Source organism: Bacillus mesophilum (assembly GCF_008923265.1).
GTDB classification, from domain to species: Bacteria; Bacillota; Bacilli; order Bacillales; family Cytobacillaceae; genus Cytobacillus; species Cytobacillus mesophilum.
In genome coordinates, this window is record NZ_WBOT01000001.1 from 776,386 (window position 1) to 795,734 (window position 19,349).

General features: G+C 37.2%; 15 protein-coding genes and 2 pseudogenes. 14 read left to right on the forward strand and 3 right to left on the reverse strand.

Annotation, left to right across the window (positions count from 1 at the left end; genetic code table 11):
• The first annotated feature begins 94 nt into the window (after positions 1–94).
• The 5 genes from F7732_RS03880 (at position 95) to F7732_RS03900 (ending at position 5,101) form a co-directional block, all read left to right on the forward strand.
• Positions 95–1,039: a Gfo/Idh/MocA family protein gene (locus F7732_RS03880; protein ID WP_151572328.1), complete on the forward strand. Its 945-nt coding sequence runs from the start codon at positions 95–97 to the stop codon at positions 1,037–1,039.
• Positions 1,040–1,408: 369 nt separating this feature from the next.
• Entirely contained in the window at positions 1,409–1,813 is a 405-nt protein-coding gene (locus F7732_RS03885) for a MerR family transcriptional regulator (protein ID WP_240056517.1), read from the forward strand.
• Positions 1,814–1,846: 33 nt separating this feature from the next.
• The gene (locus tag F7732_RS03890; protein ID WP_151572329.1) at positions 1,847–3,151 is read left to right on the forward strand and encodes a hemolysin family protein; all 1,305 of its coding nucleotides are present in this window, start codon (positions 1,847–1,849) and stop codon (positions 3,149–3,151) included.
• 56 nt (positions 3,152–3,207) lie between these two features.
• Positions 3,208–4,245 (forward strand): hemolysin family protein, encoded by a 1,038-nt coding sequence (locus F7732_RS03895; protein ID WP_151572330.1) that lies wholly within the window; start codon positions 3,208–3,210, stop codon positions 4,243–4,245.
• 385 nt (positions 4,246–4,630) lie between these two features.
• Entirely contained in the window at positions 4,631–5,101 is a 471-nt protein-coding gene (locus tag F7732_RS03900; protein ID WP_151572331.1) for a hypothetical protein, read from the forward strand.
• A 190-nt stretch (positions 5,102–5,291) separates the two neighbouring features.
• On the opposite strand, the gene F7732_RS22945 is transcribed toward F7732_RS03900, so the two are convergent.
• Both F7732_RS22945 and F7732_RS22950 read right to left on the reverse strand, forming a co-directional pair.
• Complete coding sequence (locus F7732_RS22945; RefSeq protein ID WP_240056518.1) at positions 5,292–5,648, reverse strand: nucleoside/nucleotide kinase family protein; 357 nt, start codon at positions 5,646–5,648, stop codon at positions 5,292–5,294.
• Positions 5,624–5,869, reverse strand: a complete 246-nt coding sequence (locus F7732_RS22950; RefSeq protein WP_240056519.1) for a hypothetical protein — start codon at positions 5,867–5,869, stop codon at positions 5,624–5,626. The genes F7732_RS22945 and F7732_RS22950 overlap by 25 nt, the downstream gene beginning before the upstream one ends.
• A 107-nt stretch (positions 5,870–5,976) precedes the next feature.
• Between F7732_RS22950 and kynB the strand changes: the two genes are divergently transcribed.
• From kynB to F7732_RS03945, 9 genes and pseudogenes are all read left to right on the forward strand, one after another.
• Entirely contained in the window at positions 5,977–6,597 is a 621-nt protein-coding gene (gene kynB, locus F7732_RS03910; RefSeq protein WP_151572332.1) for an arylformamidase, read from the forward strand.
• Positions 6,598–6,787: 190 nt separating this feature from the next.
• Positions 6,788–9,085, forward strand: a complete 2,298-nt coding sequence (gene helD / locus F7732_RS03915; protein WP_151572333.1) for an RNA polymerase recycling motor HelD — start codon at positions 6,788–6,790, stop codon at positions 9,083–9,085.
• Positions 9,086–9,303: 218 nt separating this feature from the next.
• A pseudogene (locus F7732_RS23380) lies at positions 9,304–9,819 on the forward strand (protoglobin domain-containing protein); the annotation flags it as partial.
• Positions 9,820–10,056: 237 nt separating this feature from the next.
• Positions 10,057–10,587, forward strand: a pseudogene (locus F7732_RS23385) (methyl-accepting chemotaxis protein); the annotation flags it as partial.
• Positions 10,588–10,793: 206 nt separating this feature from the next.
• Positions 10,794–12,341: an alpha/beta fold hydrolase gene (locus F7732_RS03925; RefSeq protein WP_151572334.1), complete on the forward strand. Its 1,548-nt coding sequence runs from the start codon at positions 10,794–10,796 to the stop codon at positions 12,339–12,341.
• A gap of 69 nt (positions 12,342–12,410) precedes the next feature.
• Positions 12,411–12,602 carry a hypothetical protein gene (locus F7732_RS03930; protein ID WP_066451609.1) on the forward strand — a complete coding sequence of 64 codons (192 nt, stop codon included), beginning with the start codon at positions 12,411–12,413 and terminating at the stop codon, positions 12,600–12,602.
• Positions 12,603–12,690: 88 nt separating this feature from the next.
• Positions 12,691–16,101: a hypothetical protein gene (locus tag F7732_RS03935; protein WP_151572335.1), complete on the forward strand. Its 3,411-nt coding sequence runs from the start codon at positions 12,691–12,693 to the stop codon at positions 16,099–16,101.
• A gap of 11 nt (positions 16,102–16,112) precedes the next feature.
• Positions 16,113–16,844, forward strand: coding sequence for an SDR family NAD(P)-dependent oxidoreductase (locus F7732_RS03940; protein WP_151572336.1), 732 nt, complete (start codon positions 16,113–16,115; stop codon positions 16,842–16,844).
• Between the two features lie 85 nt (positions 16,845–16,929).
• On the forward strand, positions 16,930–17,115 hold the full coding sequence (locus F7732_RS03945) for a hypothetical protein (RefSeq protein WP_151572337.1): 186 nt from the start codon (positions 16,930–16,932) through the stop codon (positions 17,113–17,115).
• A gap of 666 nt (positions 17,116–17,781) precedes the next feature.
• Here the strand turns inward: F7732_RS03945 and F7732_RS03950 are convergent.
• Positions 17,782–19,335 (reverse strand): ABC-F family ATP-binding cassette domain-containing protein, encoded by a 1,554-nt coding sequence (locus tag F7732_RS03950; RefSeq protein ID WP_151572338.1) that lies wholly within the window; start codon positions 19,333–19,335, stop codon positions 17,782–17,784.
• Positions 19,336–19,349 lie beyond the last annotated feature (14 nt).

The following is a 19,349-nucleotide window of genomic DNA, read 5'->3' on the forward strand; positions in this document are numbered from 1 at the left end:
ATCAATTCTTGTAGACAATTCCTATTTCCATTGTTCAGAATTCTTTGATTACATAGTATAATACTCATAATGAACATATGAAAGCAGGTGCACCATGTTAAGAATCGGAATTATTGGAATAGGAGCAATTGGAGAAAGGCTGCTAAATACATTTCTGCAGCATGAAGAGGTAGAAATAGCGGGTTTATGTGATCAAAATCAAGAAAGATTAAACACGTTAAAAAGTCAGCTGCCAGATGTGTCTCTATATACAGATTACCAGGAATTATTAAAAGATGATAAGATCACTCTTATTTATTTGGCTGTCCCTCCTAAGTATCACCACCAAATTGCGCTGGATATTATCAGTACTGGCAAGCACTTATTATGTGAAAAACCGCTTGCAAATTCACTGGCAGAAGCAGAGGAAATGGCCAATGCTGCTAAGAATGCCGGGATTGTACATGCAATCAATTTTCCAATGGTGTATAGCAATGTTTTTCATCTATATAATGAAAAAATACAGAATGGTTCGATAGGTGAGTTAAAAAAAGTAGAAGTTAATTTTCAATTTACTGAATGGCCACGTCACTGGCAGCAAAACGATTGGATAGCAGGCAGGGAACAAGGCGGCTTTATCCGTGAAGTGGCGCCGCATTACATACAAATGCTGCAGTATATCCTTGGTGACTTGCACGTGACTGCTAGTTTCCCAGATTATCCTGAAGATCCGGCAAAATGCGAGACAGGCTTTATCAGCAGACTGGAAACAGCAAACGGAATCCCTGTTCTTTTCAGCGGCATTAGCGGGATTGGTCAAAAAGAACATTTATCATGCAAAGTATATGGAGAAAAAGGAACCATTGACTTAGTCAATTGGAGCATCCTTTCAGAAAGCAAGAAGGATACAAATAGTGAAGTTCTGGAAGTAAGTCGTGAAAAAGAATATGACCTTGTTTATGAATTGATAAAAAGTACAAAAGGAGAAATTTCACTGTTAGTTGATTTTGATGAAGGAGTAAAAGTTCAAAGTGTATTAGAGGATTTGCTGCATCAATAAATGAGCTGGGACTGGGACATAAGTATTCAGTCATTTTATAAATCTGGATGATTAGAAAAAATATTTTTCTAATCATCCGTTTTTTTATGTCTTTTCATTTTTACAATTAAACTTGGTTTTTTCTTAACCATGAGATTAACTGTTTTTTATAATCGGAACCTGTTTCATTTTAAGAAATAGAGGTTAATGATTCAAATACATAGCATTTTTAGCATAATTGTTGAAATAAAACGATCATGTATGTATAATTCTTCTCATAACTGTCTCGTGATGGTTAGGTGAAGTTTTTATAAAAAAGCATAATAATAGGAGCAGCGTTATAAAATGTATAACGTTATAGATACATAGATACGAGAACTTTAAGGAGGTGTGCCATTTGGGAAATCCTTGCTGAGAATTGGCCAAGTAGCAAAACTAAGCGGTTTAACAACAAGAACGATAGACTATTATACACAGAATAACTTATTGCCAGTGGAGCGTTCAAGTTCAAACTACCGCTTATATCCTGAAGAAGCACTTGTAACTCTTGAAAAAATAAAAAAGTTGAAAAAAGAGCAGATGTCCTTAGATGAAATAAAAAAACATATACAATCAGATCAGCAAACGAATCTGATCATTAAAGAAGTGGAAGATAAAATTTCTTCTCTTAATGAAAAAATACATCTGCTTGAGGAATCCCTTGATCAGCTTCCTGATAAAGAGAGAGAACAAGTTTGCTTAAATCTACAGGAGCAAATGAAAAGAACATTAAAGAAATTATCAGCGATTTACTAATATGGAGGTGAATCCCTCATACGAGGGAAATAATTGGACATAATTACCATTACAAACTTAATTTTACTTGTTATTTTAATTGCAGCGACAGCTTTTTTCGTTGCATCAGAATTTGCAGTCGTAAAAATTCGCATGTCGCGCATTGACCAGTTAATTGCTGAAGGAAATAAGAAGGCAATTATGGCAAAAAAAGTTGCAAGTGATCTTGATTATTACTTGTCAGCATGTCAATTAGGTATTACAGTTACTGCTTTAGGATTAGGGGCATTAGGAAAGCCGGCCGTTGAAAGCTTACTGTACCCAGTCTTTGATTGGATCAATTTAACCGAGCCTGCTTCTTCTGTTGCTTCCTATGCTATCGCTTTCTTGCTTGTTACCTTCTTGCATGTTGTTGTGGGGGAAATGGCACCTAAAACACTTGCCATTCAATTTGCCGAAAAAATGACCATGCTTCTTGCAGCACCGCTATATTGGTTTGGCAAGATCATGTACCCATTTATTTGGTCTCTGAATGGCACATCAAGATTATTATTAAAAGGTTTTGGCGTCCAGCCTGCTGGTCATGACCAGGCATATTCAGAAGATGAACTTAAGATTGTAATGGCCCAAAGCTTCCAGGGCGGAGAAATAGATGAAACTGAATTAGAGTACATGGAAAATGTTTTTGCTTTTGATGAGCGTATTGCTAAAGACATTATGGTGCCACGTATAGAACTAATCACACTCGATAAAGATATGACACAGCAAGAAATTGTGGCTGTTTTGGATGAACATAATTACACACGTTACCCTGTTATCGAGGGTGGCGATAAAGATAACATTATTGGTGTAGTCAACGTCAAAAAGATGTTAACGCTTATTGCAGCTGGTAAATCAATTAATATTGAAGATTTTGTTCGAGATCTGCCTTTTATTCCTGAAGCAGCAAGAATACAGGATGCATTATTAAAAATGCAAAAGGAACAAGTTCATATGGCTATTATCATTGATGAATATGGCGGAACTTCTGGTGTTATCACAATGGAGGATGTTTTAGAGGAAATCGTCGGTGAAATTCGTGATGAATTTGATGCAGATGAAGATGAAGAAATCGTTCAAAGTGGTGATAATCAGTACATGATCAATGGCCGTACGCTGCTTGTTGATCTTGAAGATCAATTTGGCTTGAAATTTGAAGAGAGTGATGATATTGCGACAATAGGAGGGTGGCTGCAGCATCAAAAAGTTGATCTGCTACAATCTGGAGATACTTTTACACATGCTGCTAACACTTGGACTATCATTGAAATGGATCACTTTCAAGTGAAAGTAGTCATGCTTGAAACTTCAACTAATTAACCATAGCAATAAACGTAAACAACTTGGAGGTGAATCCCTCAGGGAGAGGGAAATAATTGGACGGATTAATAATGTTAAATTTATTTTTAGTGGCCGTATTTATCGGACTGACTGCCTTTTTCGTAGGAGCTGAATTTGCGATCCTTAAGGTTAGGATGTCCAGGATTGATCAGCTCATTGCTGAAGGGAATAAGAAAGCAGTTCTGGCAAAAAAAGTGGCACATGAGCTTGATTATTACTTATCTGCCTGTCAGCTTGGTATAACCATTACTGCACTTGTTCTTGGGGCTTTAGGTGAGCCGACCGTCGAAAGAATGCTTCATCCATTATTTGAACGTTTTGAAGTATCAGAGGCATTAGCAACATTTCTTTCATATGCTATATCATTAGCAATTGTTACATTTCTGCATGTGGTGTTAGGAGAATTAGCACCTAAAACACTGGCGATCCAGTATGCAGAAAGAATGACACTTCTGCTTGCACCAGGTTTGTATTGGTTTGGCAGGATTACAAACCCATTCATTAAAGCATTGAATGGATCTGCTACTTGGCTTCTTCGTTTGTTTGGTGTAAAGCCAGCTGGCCATGAAACGATCCATTCAGAGGAAGAACTAAGACTAATTGTGACACAAAGCTACGAAAGCGGCGAGATTAACCAGACCGAACTTTCTTACTTGGAAAATATCTTTGCTTTTGATACACGCTCACTTTCAGACATCATGATTCCCAAAGAGAAAATTGTGATGCTAAACAAAGACATGGCTTTTACAGAAATGATGGAAGTTTTGGAAGAAAATGATTACACTCGTTATCCTGTTAAAGCTAATGATAAAGTAATTGGCTTTATTCATACAAAAGAGATGATGACAAGTATTGCTGCTGGAAGAAATGGGACGATTGAAGATTTCATACATGACATTCCCAGATTCCCTGAGAGTATCTCATTAAAAGAAGTGCTCCTGAAAATGCAGCAGAACCACGTTCACATTGGCCTAGTCATCTCTGGAAAAGGTGAAACAACAGGTCTTGTTACCATGGAAGATATTTTAGAAGAAATTGTTGGAGAAATTAAAGACGAATATAATGGAGCGTAAAGGAAAAGGTCATTCTTATGGATGACCTTTTTTCCATTGTTATGTTAAAGTTAAGGTATAGGGGGTAGGGATCATGCACCTAAAGTTGTACTTGGCAACTCTGTTTGAAATCCTTATTTTCATTCTCATTGGTTTTACTGGTGCCCATTATGGACTTAGGATGCTTTATGAGTTATTTGGAATAGAATATGTGGGGGATGTTGGAATAATCTCTTTTGCTCTAGCTTTTTTCCTTTTATGTTCATTTACCATACTCCGTGTGTTACTTTTTAAAAGAAAAACAATCCTCTTAAATGAAAGAATGCATTCAGTTACCTTTTGGTTGATTTTTATTTTGTCTATTTTTTCACTCATTTTACCCTTTATAACTAGATCTATATAGGAGATGATCATAATTCAGCAAAAAATGAAACTTGTCGTACTCTTAACAGCCTCTATTGCTATGCTTATTTTGCCACTTATTATGCCAATCTACTATTTGCCATTCTATTATCTTTTAGCTGTTTTGCTGCTGCCTGTATCCTTTTATCGCGTAATTAGACATGAACATTTTGAACGGAAATTTCTGCGGAGATGGAAAAAAGCAAGAGAGAAAGACTATTGGACAATTGTGCTTAGAGAAGGCGCTCGATCGATACTTCTATTAATATTCGTTGCTAATTTCACAACAGTGTTTGCTTATGGATTGACACCTGTAAGTTTATTTAGACAAGATACTGGTGAAGTAAATATTCCTTTCCTGCTGTTCTTTATTATATTTTTGCCTGTATTTTATTTTATTGCCGGCCTTATTCAGTATTATGATAATGAAAGAAGGTATAATAGGGCAAATGAGTATTTCCAAAAAGAAATATGATATTGTCAAAAATGAATTAGTTTAATCTTTCTGATGCATTATGAAGAGTTAAATAAGTATATTTATAAAAACAGAAGAAAATTTGCTGTAGGTCCTACGGCAGATGCATGGTAAGTTTGAAATATTGAAAGCTTCCTTATGAGTTCGGCATAATTTCTGATATTATTTGTTTGGTATTATGAACAATCTATTAGTTTGAAATTATAGCATCTGCTTTTTTAGCTGGATTAATATTGTCTATGTAATAATCTTCTGCTTTCCAATATCTATTTTTGAATTTATTAAGATTCTTTTTCAATTCGTCATTTTCTCGTTGAAATCGAGTAGTTCGAGGAGAATCTATATAAAGTAAATAATCAAATGACTCTCTCCATTCGGACCGCTGTAAAAAGACACCTTCGATAATGATGATGTCGCTGTGGCTAAGATCTACTTTTTTTTGTATTTGTCTATCTAACATGCTATCGTAGAAAGGTAATCTTAGCACACTAGCTGAACCTACTTGATCAAATAATTTTTTCTTTAGTTCACTTGAGTTCCATTGCAAGAAAAAATACTCGTACCACTGTTCATAGTTTGTATGATACCGTTCTGCTCTGCATGTAATAAAATCGTCAATATGTAAAACAAATACTGAATAAGATAAAGCAGATATTCTTTTTCAACATGTTTTGCATAGGTGGTTTTTCCAGACCTGCTTAAACCATCAATCCCTATAATAAGTCTTTTATCTTGTTGATTCTTTTGAATGTACTCTATTATATTCATTAATTCAGCTCCTTTTATTAAATAGACGTACCAATCCAGATAAAGTTTCTAACAATTATTTTACCAGGAAGATTTTTAAGTAAAAATCGTCTTAAGGAGGATATCACATGTCCATTATTGATATTACAAGAAGCCTGAAGAACGGAATGCCTATTTGGCCAGGTGATACACCATTTTCATATGAAATCAGCTCAACGCTGGCTGAAAATGGTTCAGCGAATGTTGGCAGAGTTGTCATGAGCACGCATACCGGCACACATATAGATGCGCCATTTCATTTTGATGAAAAAGGGAAGAGAATTGAAGAGTTAGATTTATCCTTATACATAGGGAAAGCTCTTGTCATTGAGATAGTGAACAAGGAATTTATAACCGTAGATGATCTCCAAAAACATAACCTGCAAGGATGTGAGAGGCTGCTGTTTAAAACTGGATCATGGCCAGTTCCAGCCATATTTCCTGAAACATATACTTGTATAGCCCCTGAAGCGGCGAGCTATCTTGCCGTTTCGGGTGTCCGGCTAATTGGAGTAGAGTCTCCATCGGTTGATCCGCTTAACAGCAAGGAAATGCTTGCTCATCATGCATTAAATAATAAAGGCATTCACATTTTAGAATCAATTGATTTACAAGAGGCTGAGCCAGGTGAGTATGAATTAATTGCAATGCCACTCAAAATAGAAAAGGCAGATGGAAGTCCAGTAAGGGCTGTGCTTAGAAAAGAATAAAAAAGCGTCTGTTCATTTGAACAGGCGCTTTTTAGTATGTAACGTTGAATACTAATCAACAATATGGTATGATAATAAACGGACTAAAGAAAAAAGTGGTTTCATTCATAAGTATCTAATTATACTTTACTACAAAAACAAATGAATGTCAACCATCTTGCTTTAAAATTTTCATATTAGGAGCGGTAGCATGAGCGAAGAATTGAAAAAGAAGCAGGAAGAACAGCAAAGAGTCAATCTCGTAGTGAAGGAAATTAAGGAGAAAATAAAGCAGCATGCAGGTTTAACAGACGTAATCGGTTCAGAGGCAAAGTATCTAAAGGAAACATTCTGGGAAGATGTTACTGTAAACTTAGATGAACCTGATGATGTTATTGAAACCTTTACAAGCATGAAGCAGCAGGCTGAACTATTAGCTGAGCGTGAACGAAGCAAGGGCATTATTGATCAGCAATTAAAAACCTTACTGCGATTAGAAGATTCACCTTATTTTGCACGAATCGATTTTCATGAAGATGGAGAGAGTTCTCCTGAGCCGATCTATATTGGAATTGCTTCCCTTATGGATAAAAATAATGAAGATTTTTTAATTTATGATTGGCGTGCTCCGATTTCAAGCCTGTATTATGATTATTCACCAGGTGAAGCCGAATATAAAACACCATCTGGCATGATTCATGGTGAGATGACATTAAAAAGGCAATTTATGATTAAAAACGGACTCATATCTGCTATGTTTGATACAGGTCTGACCATTGGAGACCAAATGCTTCAAGAAGTTCTTGGAGGCCAGGCAAATGCAAAAATGAAGAGCATTGTTGCCACAATACAAAAAGAACAAAATGCCTTAATTCGCAACGAAAAAAATCAAATCCTTGTTGTACAAGGAGCTGCCGGCAGCGGAAAAACCTCAGCAGCTCTGCAGCGAGCCGCATTTTTACTATACCGCCACCGAGATACATTGCAGGCAAGCAATATCTTATTTTTATCACCTAACCCTTTGTTTAACAGCTATGTTGCAAGTGTTTTGCCTGAACTTGGAGAAGAAAACACGGAGCAAATGACCTATCAGGAATATTTAAAAAGGCGTTTATCGGGCAGTTTTGATATTGAAGATCCATTCAAACAGCTGGAAGAGCTTTTGATATCTTCAGATTCACACGATCTTACACGAAGGCTGGAAGAAATTCAGTATAAGTCGCAAATAGCTTTTAAAGTCTTTGTTGACGAATTTATCGTATCCTTATCTAACAAAGGACTTATCTTCAATGACTTGGTATTTCTGGGACGCAAGCTGATTGGTTCCGAAGAAATATACCAGCAGTTTTACCAATATGATCATACACTGCCAATACCAAATCGAATTCAGCTTTTACAGGAGTGGCTTTTAAAGGAAATTCGTCAATTGGAGAAGAAAGAACGGAAAGCTTCATGGGTTCAGGAAGAAATTGAGCTATTGGACCGTGAAGATTATTTAGAGGCATTTCAGCATCTGCAGAAAAAGGATGAAGAGTTCACTGAAGTTGAGCAAGAAGAGAAATATTTAATTAAAAAGGTTGTCAGCCAAAGGTTTAGGCCTTTAAAAAATCAAGTGAAAAAACTTAAATTTATTGATTTAAAGAAACTTTATGCAGAACTATTTTCAAGAGACAATGACACGCTATTTTGGAAAGATATGAGAGAAAAAACGATTAGTGAGATACAGCAGAATACTTTATCTTATGAGGATGCTACTGCATTTTTGTATTTAAAGGATCAAATTGAAGGCCGAAAAACCAATGGTTCCATTAAGCATCTCTTTATCGACGAGGCACAGGATTACTCACCTTTTCAGTTTGCTTACCTGCGATATTTATTTCCATACAGCAAGCTGACTTTACTAGGTGATATTAACCAAGCAATTTACTGGCATTCTTTAGATCGCAGCACGATTTTTGCTGGTGAAGAAGCCGAATTTTTAACACTGACAAAAAGTTATCGCTCGACAAAGCAAATTGGTCAATTTACGGCAAGTTTAATACCGAATGGTCACCTAATTGAACCGTTTGATCGGGAAGGCGAATTGCCGCTTATCAAAACAGTAGAGGAAGATTATTTATACTCATCCTTGATTGCAGACATTCATGACTTGCAGCAAAAAGGTTTTAAAAACATTGCGATTATCAGTAAAACAGCGCGTAAAAGCACTATAGTTTATAAGAATGTAAAAGAGAATATCACTGTCAGTCTGATTGACAAAACCACACTCAAATACGAAGAGGGGGTTCAAATAATTCCAGCCTATTTGGCAAAAGGAATAGAATTCGATGCTGTAATCGTGATAGATGCAGATGACTACCAAATGGAACGTGAGCGTAAATTGTTTTACACTGCCTGCACTAGGGCAATGCATGAGCTGCATCTCTATCAGACCAAAGGTACAAATTTATTTTTAAAAGAAGCTGATCCTTTAGACTATCGACTTGAAGTGACTGAAAAAACCATATGAATTAACCAAAAATAAGAATGCCATTTAATGGGCATTCTTATTTTTTGCATGTCATATAATAAGTACCACTTTTACAGAAGCTAAGGCTTTATAAAAACAATCCTAAAGACCTATTAAATGGTTATGTGGTAATATTTACATGTAGTAACTTTCTAATTTATAATGACAATTAAAAAACTTGTTACTATTATCCTGGTACAATCGAATGGGGGATTCCTTTGATTTTTAAGAGAAAGAAACAGATCGTAAATCAAGATAATCATAATGTTAATGTAACTATTAGTGTAAATAGAGGGTGCAATAAACAAGTTGAGATGATTGGTCTAACTGATGATGATTTGCAGCAGCTTGTATCACTGCAGCCATTGGTGAAAGAGCAAATCATGAAGATTGTGGATGAATTTTATGAGAAGGTAGAAAAAGAGCCGCTGCTTGCGCAAATTATTCAGCAGCATAGTTCAATTAAACGTTTAAAAGTTACATTGCAGCGCCATATTTTTGAAATGTTTAATGGAATTGTTGACGAAAATTATATAAATATGCGCAGAAGAATTGCCAATATGCATGTCAAAATCCAATTGCCAACAAAATGGTATTTAGGCGCCTTTCAAAATTTACTTATATCTATTATGAATGTAGTAGAAGAAAATGTGTCGGATAAAGAGGAAATCTTTATAAAAATGAAAGCTGTTACAAAAATTTTTAACTTAGAACAACAGGTTGTGCTAGAAGCTTATGATGATGAAATTCGTCGAATTCAGGCTGAAGCTGACAAGGAAAAACAGATTCTTGTTGATAATGTGACAAACTCCTCACATAATCTCGCTGCGATATCACAAGATACACAAGTATCTTTCCATTTGCTTCATCAGCAATCCGATTATATTGTTCAGGTAGCCCAGCAGGGAAGTGAATTATCGACAATCGCAGAAAACAGGGCAGAATTGGGAAGCAGTCAGCTTGAGCAGCAGAATGAAAATATGGTTAATATCGAAATTGCTGTTTCTAAAATTTCAAAGGATATTGAAATTTTATTAGGCATATCCAAACAGATGCAAGGGATTGTAGGTATGGTTACCGGCATTGCAGATCAGACAAATTTATTATCACTAAATGCAGCTATTGAAGCGGCGAGGGCTGGACAGCATGGACTGGGATTCTCTGTTGTTGCCGGTGAAGTCCGAAAACTGTCTGACGAGACGAAAAAATCGGTCTTAGAAGTTTCCACTCTTATTAACAGTATTAACTCTCAAATGAATCTTCTAAACAATTCACTAGCAGATATACGCCATTCTGTTAAAGAAGGCCATCAGGGAATGGAACAGACAAAGCATCATTTTACTGAAATATTGACGACGATGAATGAAACAATGAAGCAAAATAATATAATTGAAAATGAAGTGTCTCAGTTTACGAAGGTGCTTGCAAATATCGGCAATGCTTTTGATGAAGTTGCCGCTTCCGCTGACAAACTTTCAGCCATTGCCTCGGAGATACATTAAAGGACAGGAAAAGATTCCTGTCTCTTTTTATATTTGCAGAAAAGAATTACCTGCAGATGAACGTCCTATAATGTTAAAAAGGTGCCAAATCACCTATTTGTGATATTCTTCATCTAGGTTATTTTCTCATTTTTTTAATAGGAGTAAGATTGTCTTCTCTTTTTGCATATGGTTGAATGTCATTGTATCTTGAGAGGAGATGGAAAATGAGAAAGCCATTATTTATTGCTGTTCTTTTTGCAGTGCTTTTGTTTGCTCTTAGCCCGGCACGATCATCAGCAAGTACAATCCAGCCAATGGGGAAATTAAACCCGCCTGACGAAAGCTTTACTCCTGGTGAGTGGTTTCTTGGCAATACACCGCCTAATGTTGAAAAGAATAAACCTCCAATTGTATTTGTTCAAGGCAGGAATGGAAGTGCAAGCAGCTGGTATGGAGAAACGGAGCATCATGGTGTGAACGATATGTACACAAAGGCGTATGAAGCTGGCTATCGAACGGTTTTCGTGCAGCTGCATGATGCTGCGGGAAATGGTTCGGCAACACAATATGACAATGGAGAACTACTAGCCGAAATGTTAGCTGAAATTAGTGACCATTTCTCTGGACAAAAAGTGAATATTGTCGCTCACAGCAAGGGTGGTCCAGATACACAGGCAGCGCTTGTTCATTTTGATGCCCATCATTATGTTGGAAAAGTAATAACACTAGGATCTCCTCACCACGGGACCCACCTTGCTGATTTAGCCAATAGCTGGTACGCAGGCTGGCTTAGTTCTCTATTAGGTCAAGATGATGAGGGCACAGTTTCATTGCAGACTGGGGAAATGGCTGAATTCCGTGCAAACACAGATGCACATGCCAATGTCAGGAAAAATGCTTATTATACTGTTGCAGGAACCAACCGCGGCCCTGCCTTTTCTGCTCTATGGATGGGCGGACAATATTTAGCCTCACACGGTGCAAATGATGGCCTTGTAAATGACTGGAGTACAAAACTGCCATATGCGACTCATTTATTTACAGACTCAAGTTTGGATCATGATCATATTCGTTTCGGCGGAAAAGTATTTTCCAGAATTGAACCTTATTTGCGCAATTCAGCTATTGCATCAGCACAGACTTTAAAACTGCAAAAACCATCTCCTATTACAGATATTTCATCAGAATTCATTCATGGAGCACCTTTACAGAAGCAGAAAAAAGTAAAGGTTCCTTTTTATATGGACGGAAGTGCAAAACCATCCTTTCAATTGTATAGCCGCAGTAAAGATTTAAATGCAAGTCTTGTTTCACCCTCAGGAAATATCTATAGAAAAAGCAATATACCTACCCAAGAATATTCCATTTTCCACGGTGCTCAGCAATCTGCTTTTGCTGATGTTACCGCGGAAGAAGGAGAATGGACATTACAGGTTACAACACAAGAAGAAAATGATGCATACTTTTTTATTGGGAATCTTAATGAAAGAGATCAATATTCTTTGAGTTTACCAGGTAAAATGGAAGAAGGAGAGAATTCACTAGCTCTTTATTCCCCATCTAAATTAAAGAATGTGCATTACCATGTTAAAGTGATAAACGAAACAGGTAAACTTGTTACTGAAAAAACGACAAATGATGTACAAAAGCTAATCTCGAATATTCGCTCATCCGGTGTCTATAACATGACCATTGATGTTACAGGCAAGAATACTCAAGGGAAAAAGATAACTAGAACCATAGTAAGATCCGTATATATTGAAAAAGAATAAACAACTGTTAAAACTAGTTTTATTTTATCCTGATCGGGAAAAGGAGTGATGAAGGGAGAGAGCGAGAACATGAAAACATTTAAAGTTATCTACACATTTGAAAAAGATTTGGCCATAACGGAAGAAGTAGAAGCAGAAAATAAATCAGAGGTCATCGGTAAAACAAAGGATTTAGATGGTTTTGTAGAGGTTTATTGCATAGAAAACCATTTTCATCGCTTTAACATAGATGATGTAAAGCTTATAACGATTCAAGAGTAAAACTCGCCAATAGGCGGGTTTTTTTCTTGTTGAAAAACATTTGCATTTAGTGTAATATTACACTAAATAAACCAAAAGGGGTTATACGATGAAAGAGAGCATAACCAATATGGAGCAGCAAATTTTTCATAAAGAGTTAAAGCGACTAAAAAAACATAATTATATTTCAGCAAAGATTTTTGAAGTGGTAGATGCCGCATATTTAAAATTCTATGATGATCTACAAAAAATAGAAACGATCGTTCCAGAAATGGTTCAGGAAGATACCATAGAAAGCGTTTCAAAGGAAAACGTTAAAGAGGAGGAATTGAGTAAACCATTGGTGAAAAAAACCTTTAAAAAACGATCTCAAGAAGAAGTTAGGGAAAGGAATATTACATGGCTGCTCAATATCGGTGTTTTTCTTCTTTTAATTGGCGGCTTGTTTGTAGCAACAAGTCAGTGGGATACTATGTCCGGACTGGTGCGCACCAGTTCAATTGGCGCAGTTTCACTGCTGTTTTTTACATTAAGCTTCATCGCTCAGAAATTTTTGAAGATTAGCAGATCCGCATTTGCTTTTCACGTTCTAGCTAGTCTATTTCTGCCGATCATTCTTTTATCGGCAGGCTGGTTTGAACTTTTTGGGTCCTATTTTTCAGTTTTAGGCGAAGGTCGGTTCTGGTTTGGAAGCGGAGGAGCACTTCTTCTATTCCCTGTATATATGTATTTTGCCAAATCACTTCAGTCTCGTTTTTATGTTTGGTTTTCCTATTTAGCACTCTCTTTCTTTGCCAGCTTCTTTTTAGCAGCATGCCAATTATCTCGTGACGCTTTTTTCTTAGGAATGCTTCTTTTTCATATGCTCTTAATCATTGCCTATCATCGTATAAAGAAACAAGAGAAATATAAATTATTTACTGTAGAACTTGTTTATTATGTGCAGATTCAATTTATCGTTTCTTCATTATTTATGGCTTCACTATTTGAGAGCCATATTTTTGCCGGCATAAACGGAATGATTGCTGCAGGTATGTATCTGGCCTTAATCTATGTTTCAGGACGGAAGGAATATCACTATGTATTTACTATTTTTACGTTATACGGATTATTTCAAGTTATTGAATTTTCGATTTTAGATGCTTGGAGCCCAGTTTTGCTTGTAATAGCTGCAGGAAGTTTTGTGTTCATTCCAAAGTTATTGCCAGAAAAACATTCATGGGACAGTGTATTTAGAATTACAGCTGGAGCTGTGTCATTTATGGGCTTTTTCTATAGCTTGGCTGAATTAGTTCTAGCAGGAGAAGGACAGCCTTCAATCATTTTGACACTGTCATTTGTTATCCTCTTTGGGCTTCATGTCTATTTAGCAAATGCGTTTAAGAAAATGCTGTACACATATATACCGCCATTATTCGCAATGGCCGCTTTGTATGAAATGGTTAGAATAGCAGAACCAGCCAGCTATTTAGTTCCGATCTTCTTAATAGGTGCCGTTATATGTTTACTATTTGGATTCCTCCATAAGCATGCTTTTTTCAGAGTGATCAAAAATAGTTCACGTGATGCTGGTTTTATCGTTATGTTTTATACGGCTATGATGGGCTTCACTTTTCAAGATCATTCCAAAGTAGCCTTGATGCTGATACTGTTAACAGTCATTCTCGGAATAAGTTACCGACAGGAAGAAAGGAAATTTTATCAACAGCTGACTCCTTGGGCGATTCCTGTTTCTTTTGGCATGGCGATCATTGCAGCATGTGAAGCCATAAATTCAGAAAGCGAGTTTTATCATGATCATTTAGGAATTGCAGTCAGTTTTGCAATTGGCGGAGGGATGCTCCTTATTTTAAGCAAGACAGCTGAAAGATATCAAATCCAGGATATAGCAAAGATTGCTTATGCAGCAGCTGTTCTGATATATAGTGCAGCAATCCTTTTAAGTTATCTTGATTTTGTTTACAATCAATTCGTTCAGCCAGCTATCTTGTTATCGGGTTTACTCATTTTTTGGAGATATTATCAAAAAAGTTCATATAAGTGGATACCTTTTATCATTCCAAATATCATGCTATTAAGTTATTTCTCTCTGCTGAATATATTCGTTGAAGATTCACTTGTTATTTTAGCAAGAATGCAGTATACAATAGGTGGTGTTATTTTGCTGCTGGCTGCTGTGTTATTGAAAAAGGATCACTGTTTAGCAGCAGGTTTTGCTTGGATTGGACATCTGTTTCTGCCTATTGCCTTGTCCCTAACTTATATAGCAGAAGGAAAGCTAGCAATTGGCAGCTTTCTGCTAGCAGCCGCTATCTACTTTATAAGCTCAAGAAGGACACGTAAAAATGGGAAGATAAAAGTATTTCTATATAGCTGTTTTATATCTTTATATGGAGTTCTTCTGTTTGCAATGGACTTATTGAACAATGGGCAGCATAAGGAGTTTTTACCATTTATTATAAGCATGGCTATTTATTTATTATGGCAATTTGGAAGAGCATCAGACCAAAAACATATTAACTGGTTCTTAATTCCGTGGTCTGTTTTTGGAATTATAGTTGTCCTCCTTGCTTATCCAAATACGCACCTACATTATTCTGTCATTCTAGCTTATACTGCAACTTTCATTTTCTATTTGTTTAAAAGCCGATTTTATTATTTGGCGAGCATACCGCTATTTCTTTCATGGGCAGGGACCTTGCAGTTCATTCTGCTGCATGTGTCAAATGCCAGTTTGAAGCAGGGTATTTTAGCAGCTTTTGCTGTATCACTGGCCTTAAGCGGCATGTGGGTGTATAAAAAATATAAGCAAAAAGCTACAATAATTTCATATAGTGATCCATTTTTACTTGGTTCACTTCTGTTTGCATTAAGTTTATATCTTTTCCAGAGTGATGCCATAATTGCCAAAATGGCACCAGGATTCCTTATTTGCGGTCTTTTTATTCTGATACGGTCTCGTTTTAAGCAAGAGTTGATGTGGATTCCTGCAGTCATTTCGCTTCTATGGCTGGTTCAGCCTTATTACAGTTTTATTGGATATATCCATATTCCAGCTGTATTCATGCGTGAAGTTCAGGTACTGCCACTCGTGCTGCTCATCATTTTGGGCAAGATGATTTTAAAGGGGAGATACAGATCTGAAACAAATAAACTGCAATGGTTTGTGCTGACTGCTGTATCACTTTTACTGATTGAAGATGGATTGCAAAATTCCACAGTAATGGATGCGATTATTCTCGGCACACTATCGCTGCTCTCCATTTTAGGAGGCTTTTATTTAAAAATTAAGGCATATTTCTTTATTGGCTGCGGTGTTCTTTTGCTGAATGTGCTTCTTCAGACAAGACCTTATTGGGGCAATATGCCATGGTGGGCATACTTGCTTATGGCAGGAACCATTTTAATCAGCGTAGCCAGCTATCATGAATGGCAAAAACAACAGAAGACTAAAGGAAAAGAGACAATATTCATTACGTTTAAAAATTGGATAATGCGGAAATTAAAAGAGTGGAATTAGGAGGGATATACATGTTTCATAATAAAACGGTCATTATTACAGGTGCAGCGAATGGAATTGGCAAAGCATTGGCTGAAGCATACAGTCAAAAAGGAGCCAATGTGATTGCGGCTGATCTAGATGAAGAAGCCGGCAAGAAACTTGCGGAAACCGGTAATATTCATTTTGTGAAAACAGATGTAAGAAATGAAAAAGAAATCATCAATCTAATGAAAACAGCAGCAGAGAAGTTTAGCAGAATTGATGTGTTAATTAATAACGCTGGCGTTTCGAGATGGAAATCTCCCTATGATTTAAGTGCAGATGAATGGGATGATATCATCGGAACGAATCTGAGAAGTGTGTTTCTAGGCTCAAGAGAGGCAGCAAAGTATATGAGGAAAAATGAAGACGGTGGTTCTATCATTAATCTTGCATCCACGAGAGCGACAATGTCAGAGCCTAATTCAGAGGCATATGCTGCCTCAAAGGGTGGGATTGTCGCACTGACACACGCATTAGCAGTCTCCCTTTCAGAGGACCGCATTACCGTCAACAGTATATCACCCGGCTGGATTGAAACAGGAGATTATGAAGAATTGCGTGAAATCGACCATCTCCAGCATCCATCAAGAAGAGTCGGCAAACCGGAGGATATTGCAAGAGCATGCTTTTATTTATCATCCTCTGAAAATGATTTTGTGACTGGGAGTAACTTGGTCGTCGATGGCGGGATGACAAGAAAGATGATATATGAGGAATAGGAAGCTCTAATTTTAACAGACAGTATGAATGCCTCTTTATTGGAAAAAACTATGAGTAGCGATTCCGATAAGGAGGATTATTATTATGACTGAGAAACATCCTGATTTTATGAAAAGCTCTTATTTTGTTGACGAACCCGGGAATTGGCACATGAAGGCTGGAGCACCGAAAGAGCTGCGGGAACAATTGGAACAATATTTACAGTCACTAGAAGAGCCAAATAATGAACCAGGGACCATTTATGGGATACATATTGATTATCCCTACTGAGCAAACGAAAATGCTTACCATAGGGCGAGTAATATTAAGAGAATTAGGGTAGGTTTTGAACTAAGTGTAAAGTGGGTTCTTTTGTGAGGTTTAGCCTGCAGTTTTTGTGGTGTAGGGGAATATATTCAGGCGCTTTTCGGGACTTTGAAATAGGAATATGAGAGAGCGGTGGCTTGATTGTGTATTTTTTGGGATACTGCTATTCAAGGCAAGGATAGCAAAGGGATGATAGTTGCTTATCGCGAACCAATTGTTGAAAATACGGATAACAGGGGGGTGTTTAGGCGCTTATCGCGACCCTAATATCCAAATATTGTATAACAAAGGGGTGATTAGGCGCTTATCACGACCATAATATCCAAATACTGGATAACAGAGGGGTGATTAGGCGTTTATCACGACCGTAATATCCAAATAATGTATAACAGAGGGGTGTTTAGGCGCTTATCGCGACTCTAATATCCAAATACTGGATAATAGAGGGGTGATTAGGTACTTATCACGACCGTAATATCCAAATATTGTATAACAGAGGGGTGATTAGGTACTTATCACCACTTAGATACCTAAATATTGGATAACTAGGTTATAGGTGTGCTTTTTTATAGCGAAACTTAGGAATTATTCCAACAAAAAATCCCCTGCAGCAGCAGGGGATTTTTCATACTAATTCAATTGATTAGACCATTCTTCTACATCCCAAGTCTTCGTAATCCAGCCTTCATAAAAATCAGGTTCGTGGCATACTAGAACGACTGTTCCTTTGTACGCCTTTAACGCACGCTGCAGTTCTGCTTTAGCCGTAACATCAAGGTGGTTAGTTGGCTCGTCAAAAAGCAGCCAGTTACTCTCATGCATCATTAGCTTACATAAACGGACTTTCGCTTGCTCGCCACCGCTCAGTTGATTTAGCGGACGGGAGATATGCTCATTTTTCAATCCGCAGCGGGCAAGTGCAGCACGCACCTGATGCTGATCCATACCAGGAAATTCGTTCCAGACATCATCGATTGGTGTAATGTTATCTGCCTTTACTTCCTGTTCAAAATAAGAAGGGAAGAGGAAGTCACCGTGATGGATTTTTCCGCTGATCGGTTTAATTTTTCCAAGCATGGTTTTTAATAGCGTTGATTTACCAACACCATTGCAGCCAACGATCGCAATTTTTTCACCGCGTTCAATGGTCATGGACATTTTTGGCAGAAGTGCGTGTGTATAGCCGATTTCAAAATCTTCGCCTTCAAACACATAACGGCTGCTTCCGCGTGATTCTTTAAATTCAAAAGTCGGTTTTGCAGCAGTTTCCGGTCTGTCAATACGCTCCATTCGATCCAGCTGTTTTTGACGGCTTTTCGCACGGCCGGTTGTAGAGTAACGCGCCTTATTTTTCGCAATGAAATCTTCTTGTTTCTTAATAAATTCCTGCTGTTTTTCATAGGCGTTGATATGCTGATTTTTATTAATCTCAGCAAGTTCCAGGAATTTATCATAGCTCGCTGTATAACGGCTCAGCTTCGAAAATTCTAAATGGAAGATCGTGTTCGATACAGCGTTCATGAACTCTGTATCATGCGAAATCAGCATAAAAGCATGCGGATATTCTTTTAGATAGTTCGTAAGCCATTTAATATGTTCAACATCCAAGTAGTTTGTCGGCTCATCCAGCAGCAATACTTTAGGCTGTTCCAATAGTAATTTTGCCAGAAGTACTTTTGTACGCTGTCCGCCGCTCAAAGCTGCGACATCACGATCGATTCCAATCGCATCAAGCCCAAGACCTCTTGCTGCATCTTCCACTTTTAAGTCAAGTGTATAAAAGCCTCCTGCATCTAAGTGATCCTGAATTTCGCCCATTTGCTCTAGCAGTTCTTCCAGTTCTTCAGGAGTGGCATCTCCCATTTTAGCTATGATTTTATTTAACTCTTTTTCTTTTTCAAACAATGGAAGAAAAGCTTCATTTAATACATCTCGAATTGTTTTTCCTGCAGTTAGTGCTGTATGCTGATCTAAATAGCCATAATGAACAGTTGGCGTCCACTCAACCTTCCCGGAATCATGGATCAGCTGTTTCGTAATGATATTCATCAATGTCGATTTACCAACGCCGTTTGCACCGACAAGTCCGACATGGTCTTCTGCTAATAAACGAAATGAAACATCTTTAAATAATGTACGGTCACCAAAAGTGTGACTCAAATTTTCTACTGTTAATAAACTCATTTTTAGTTCCCCAC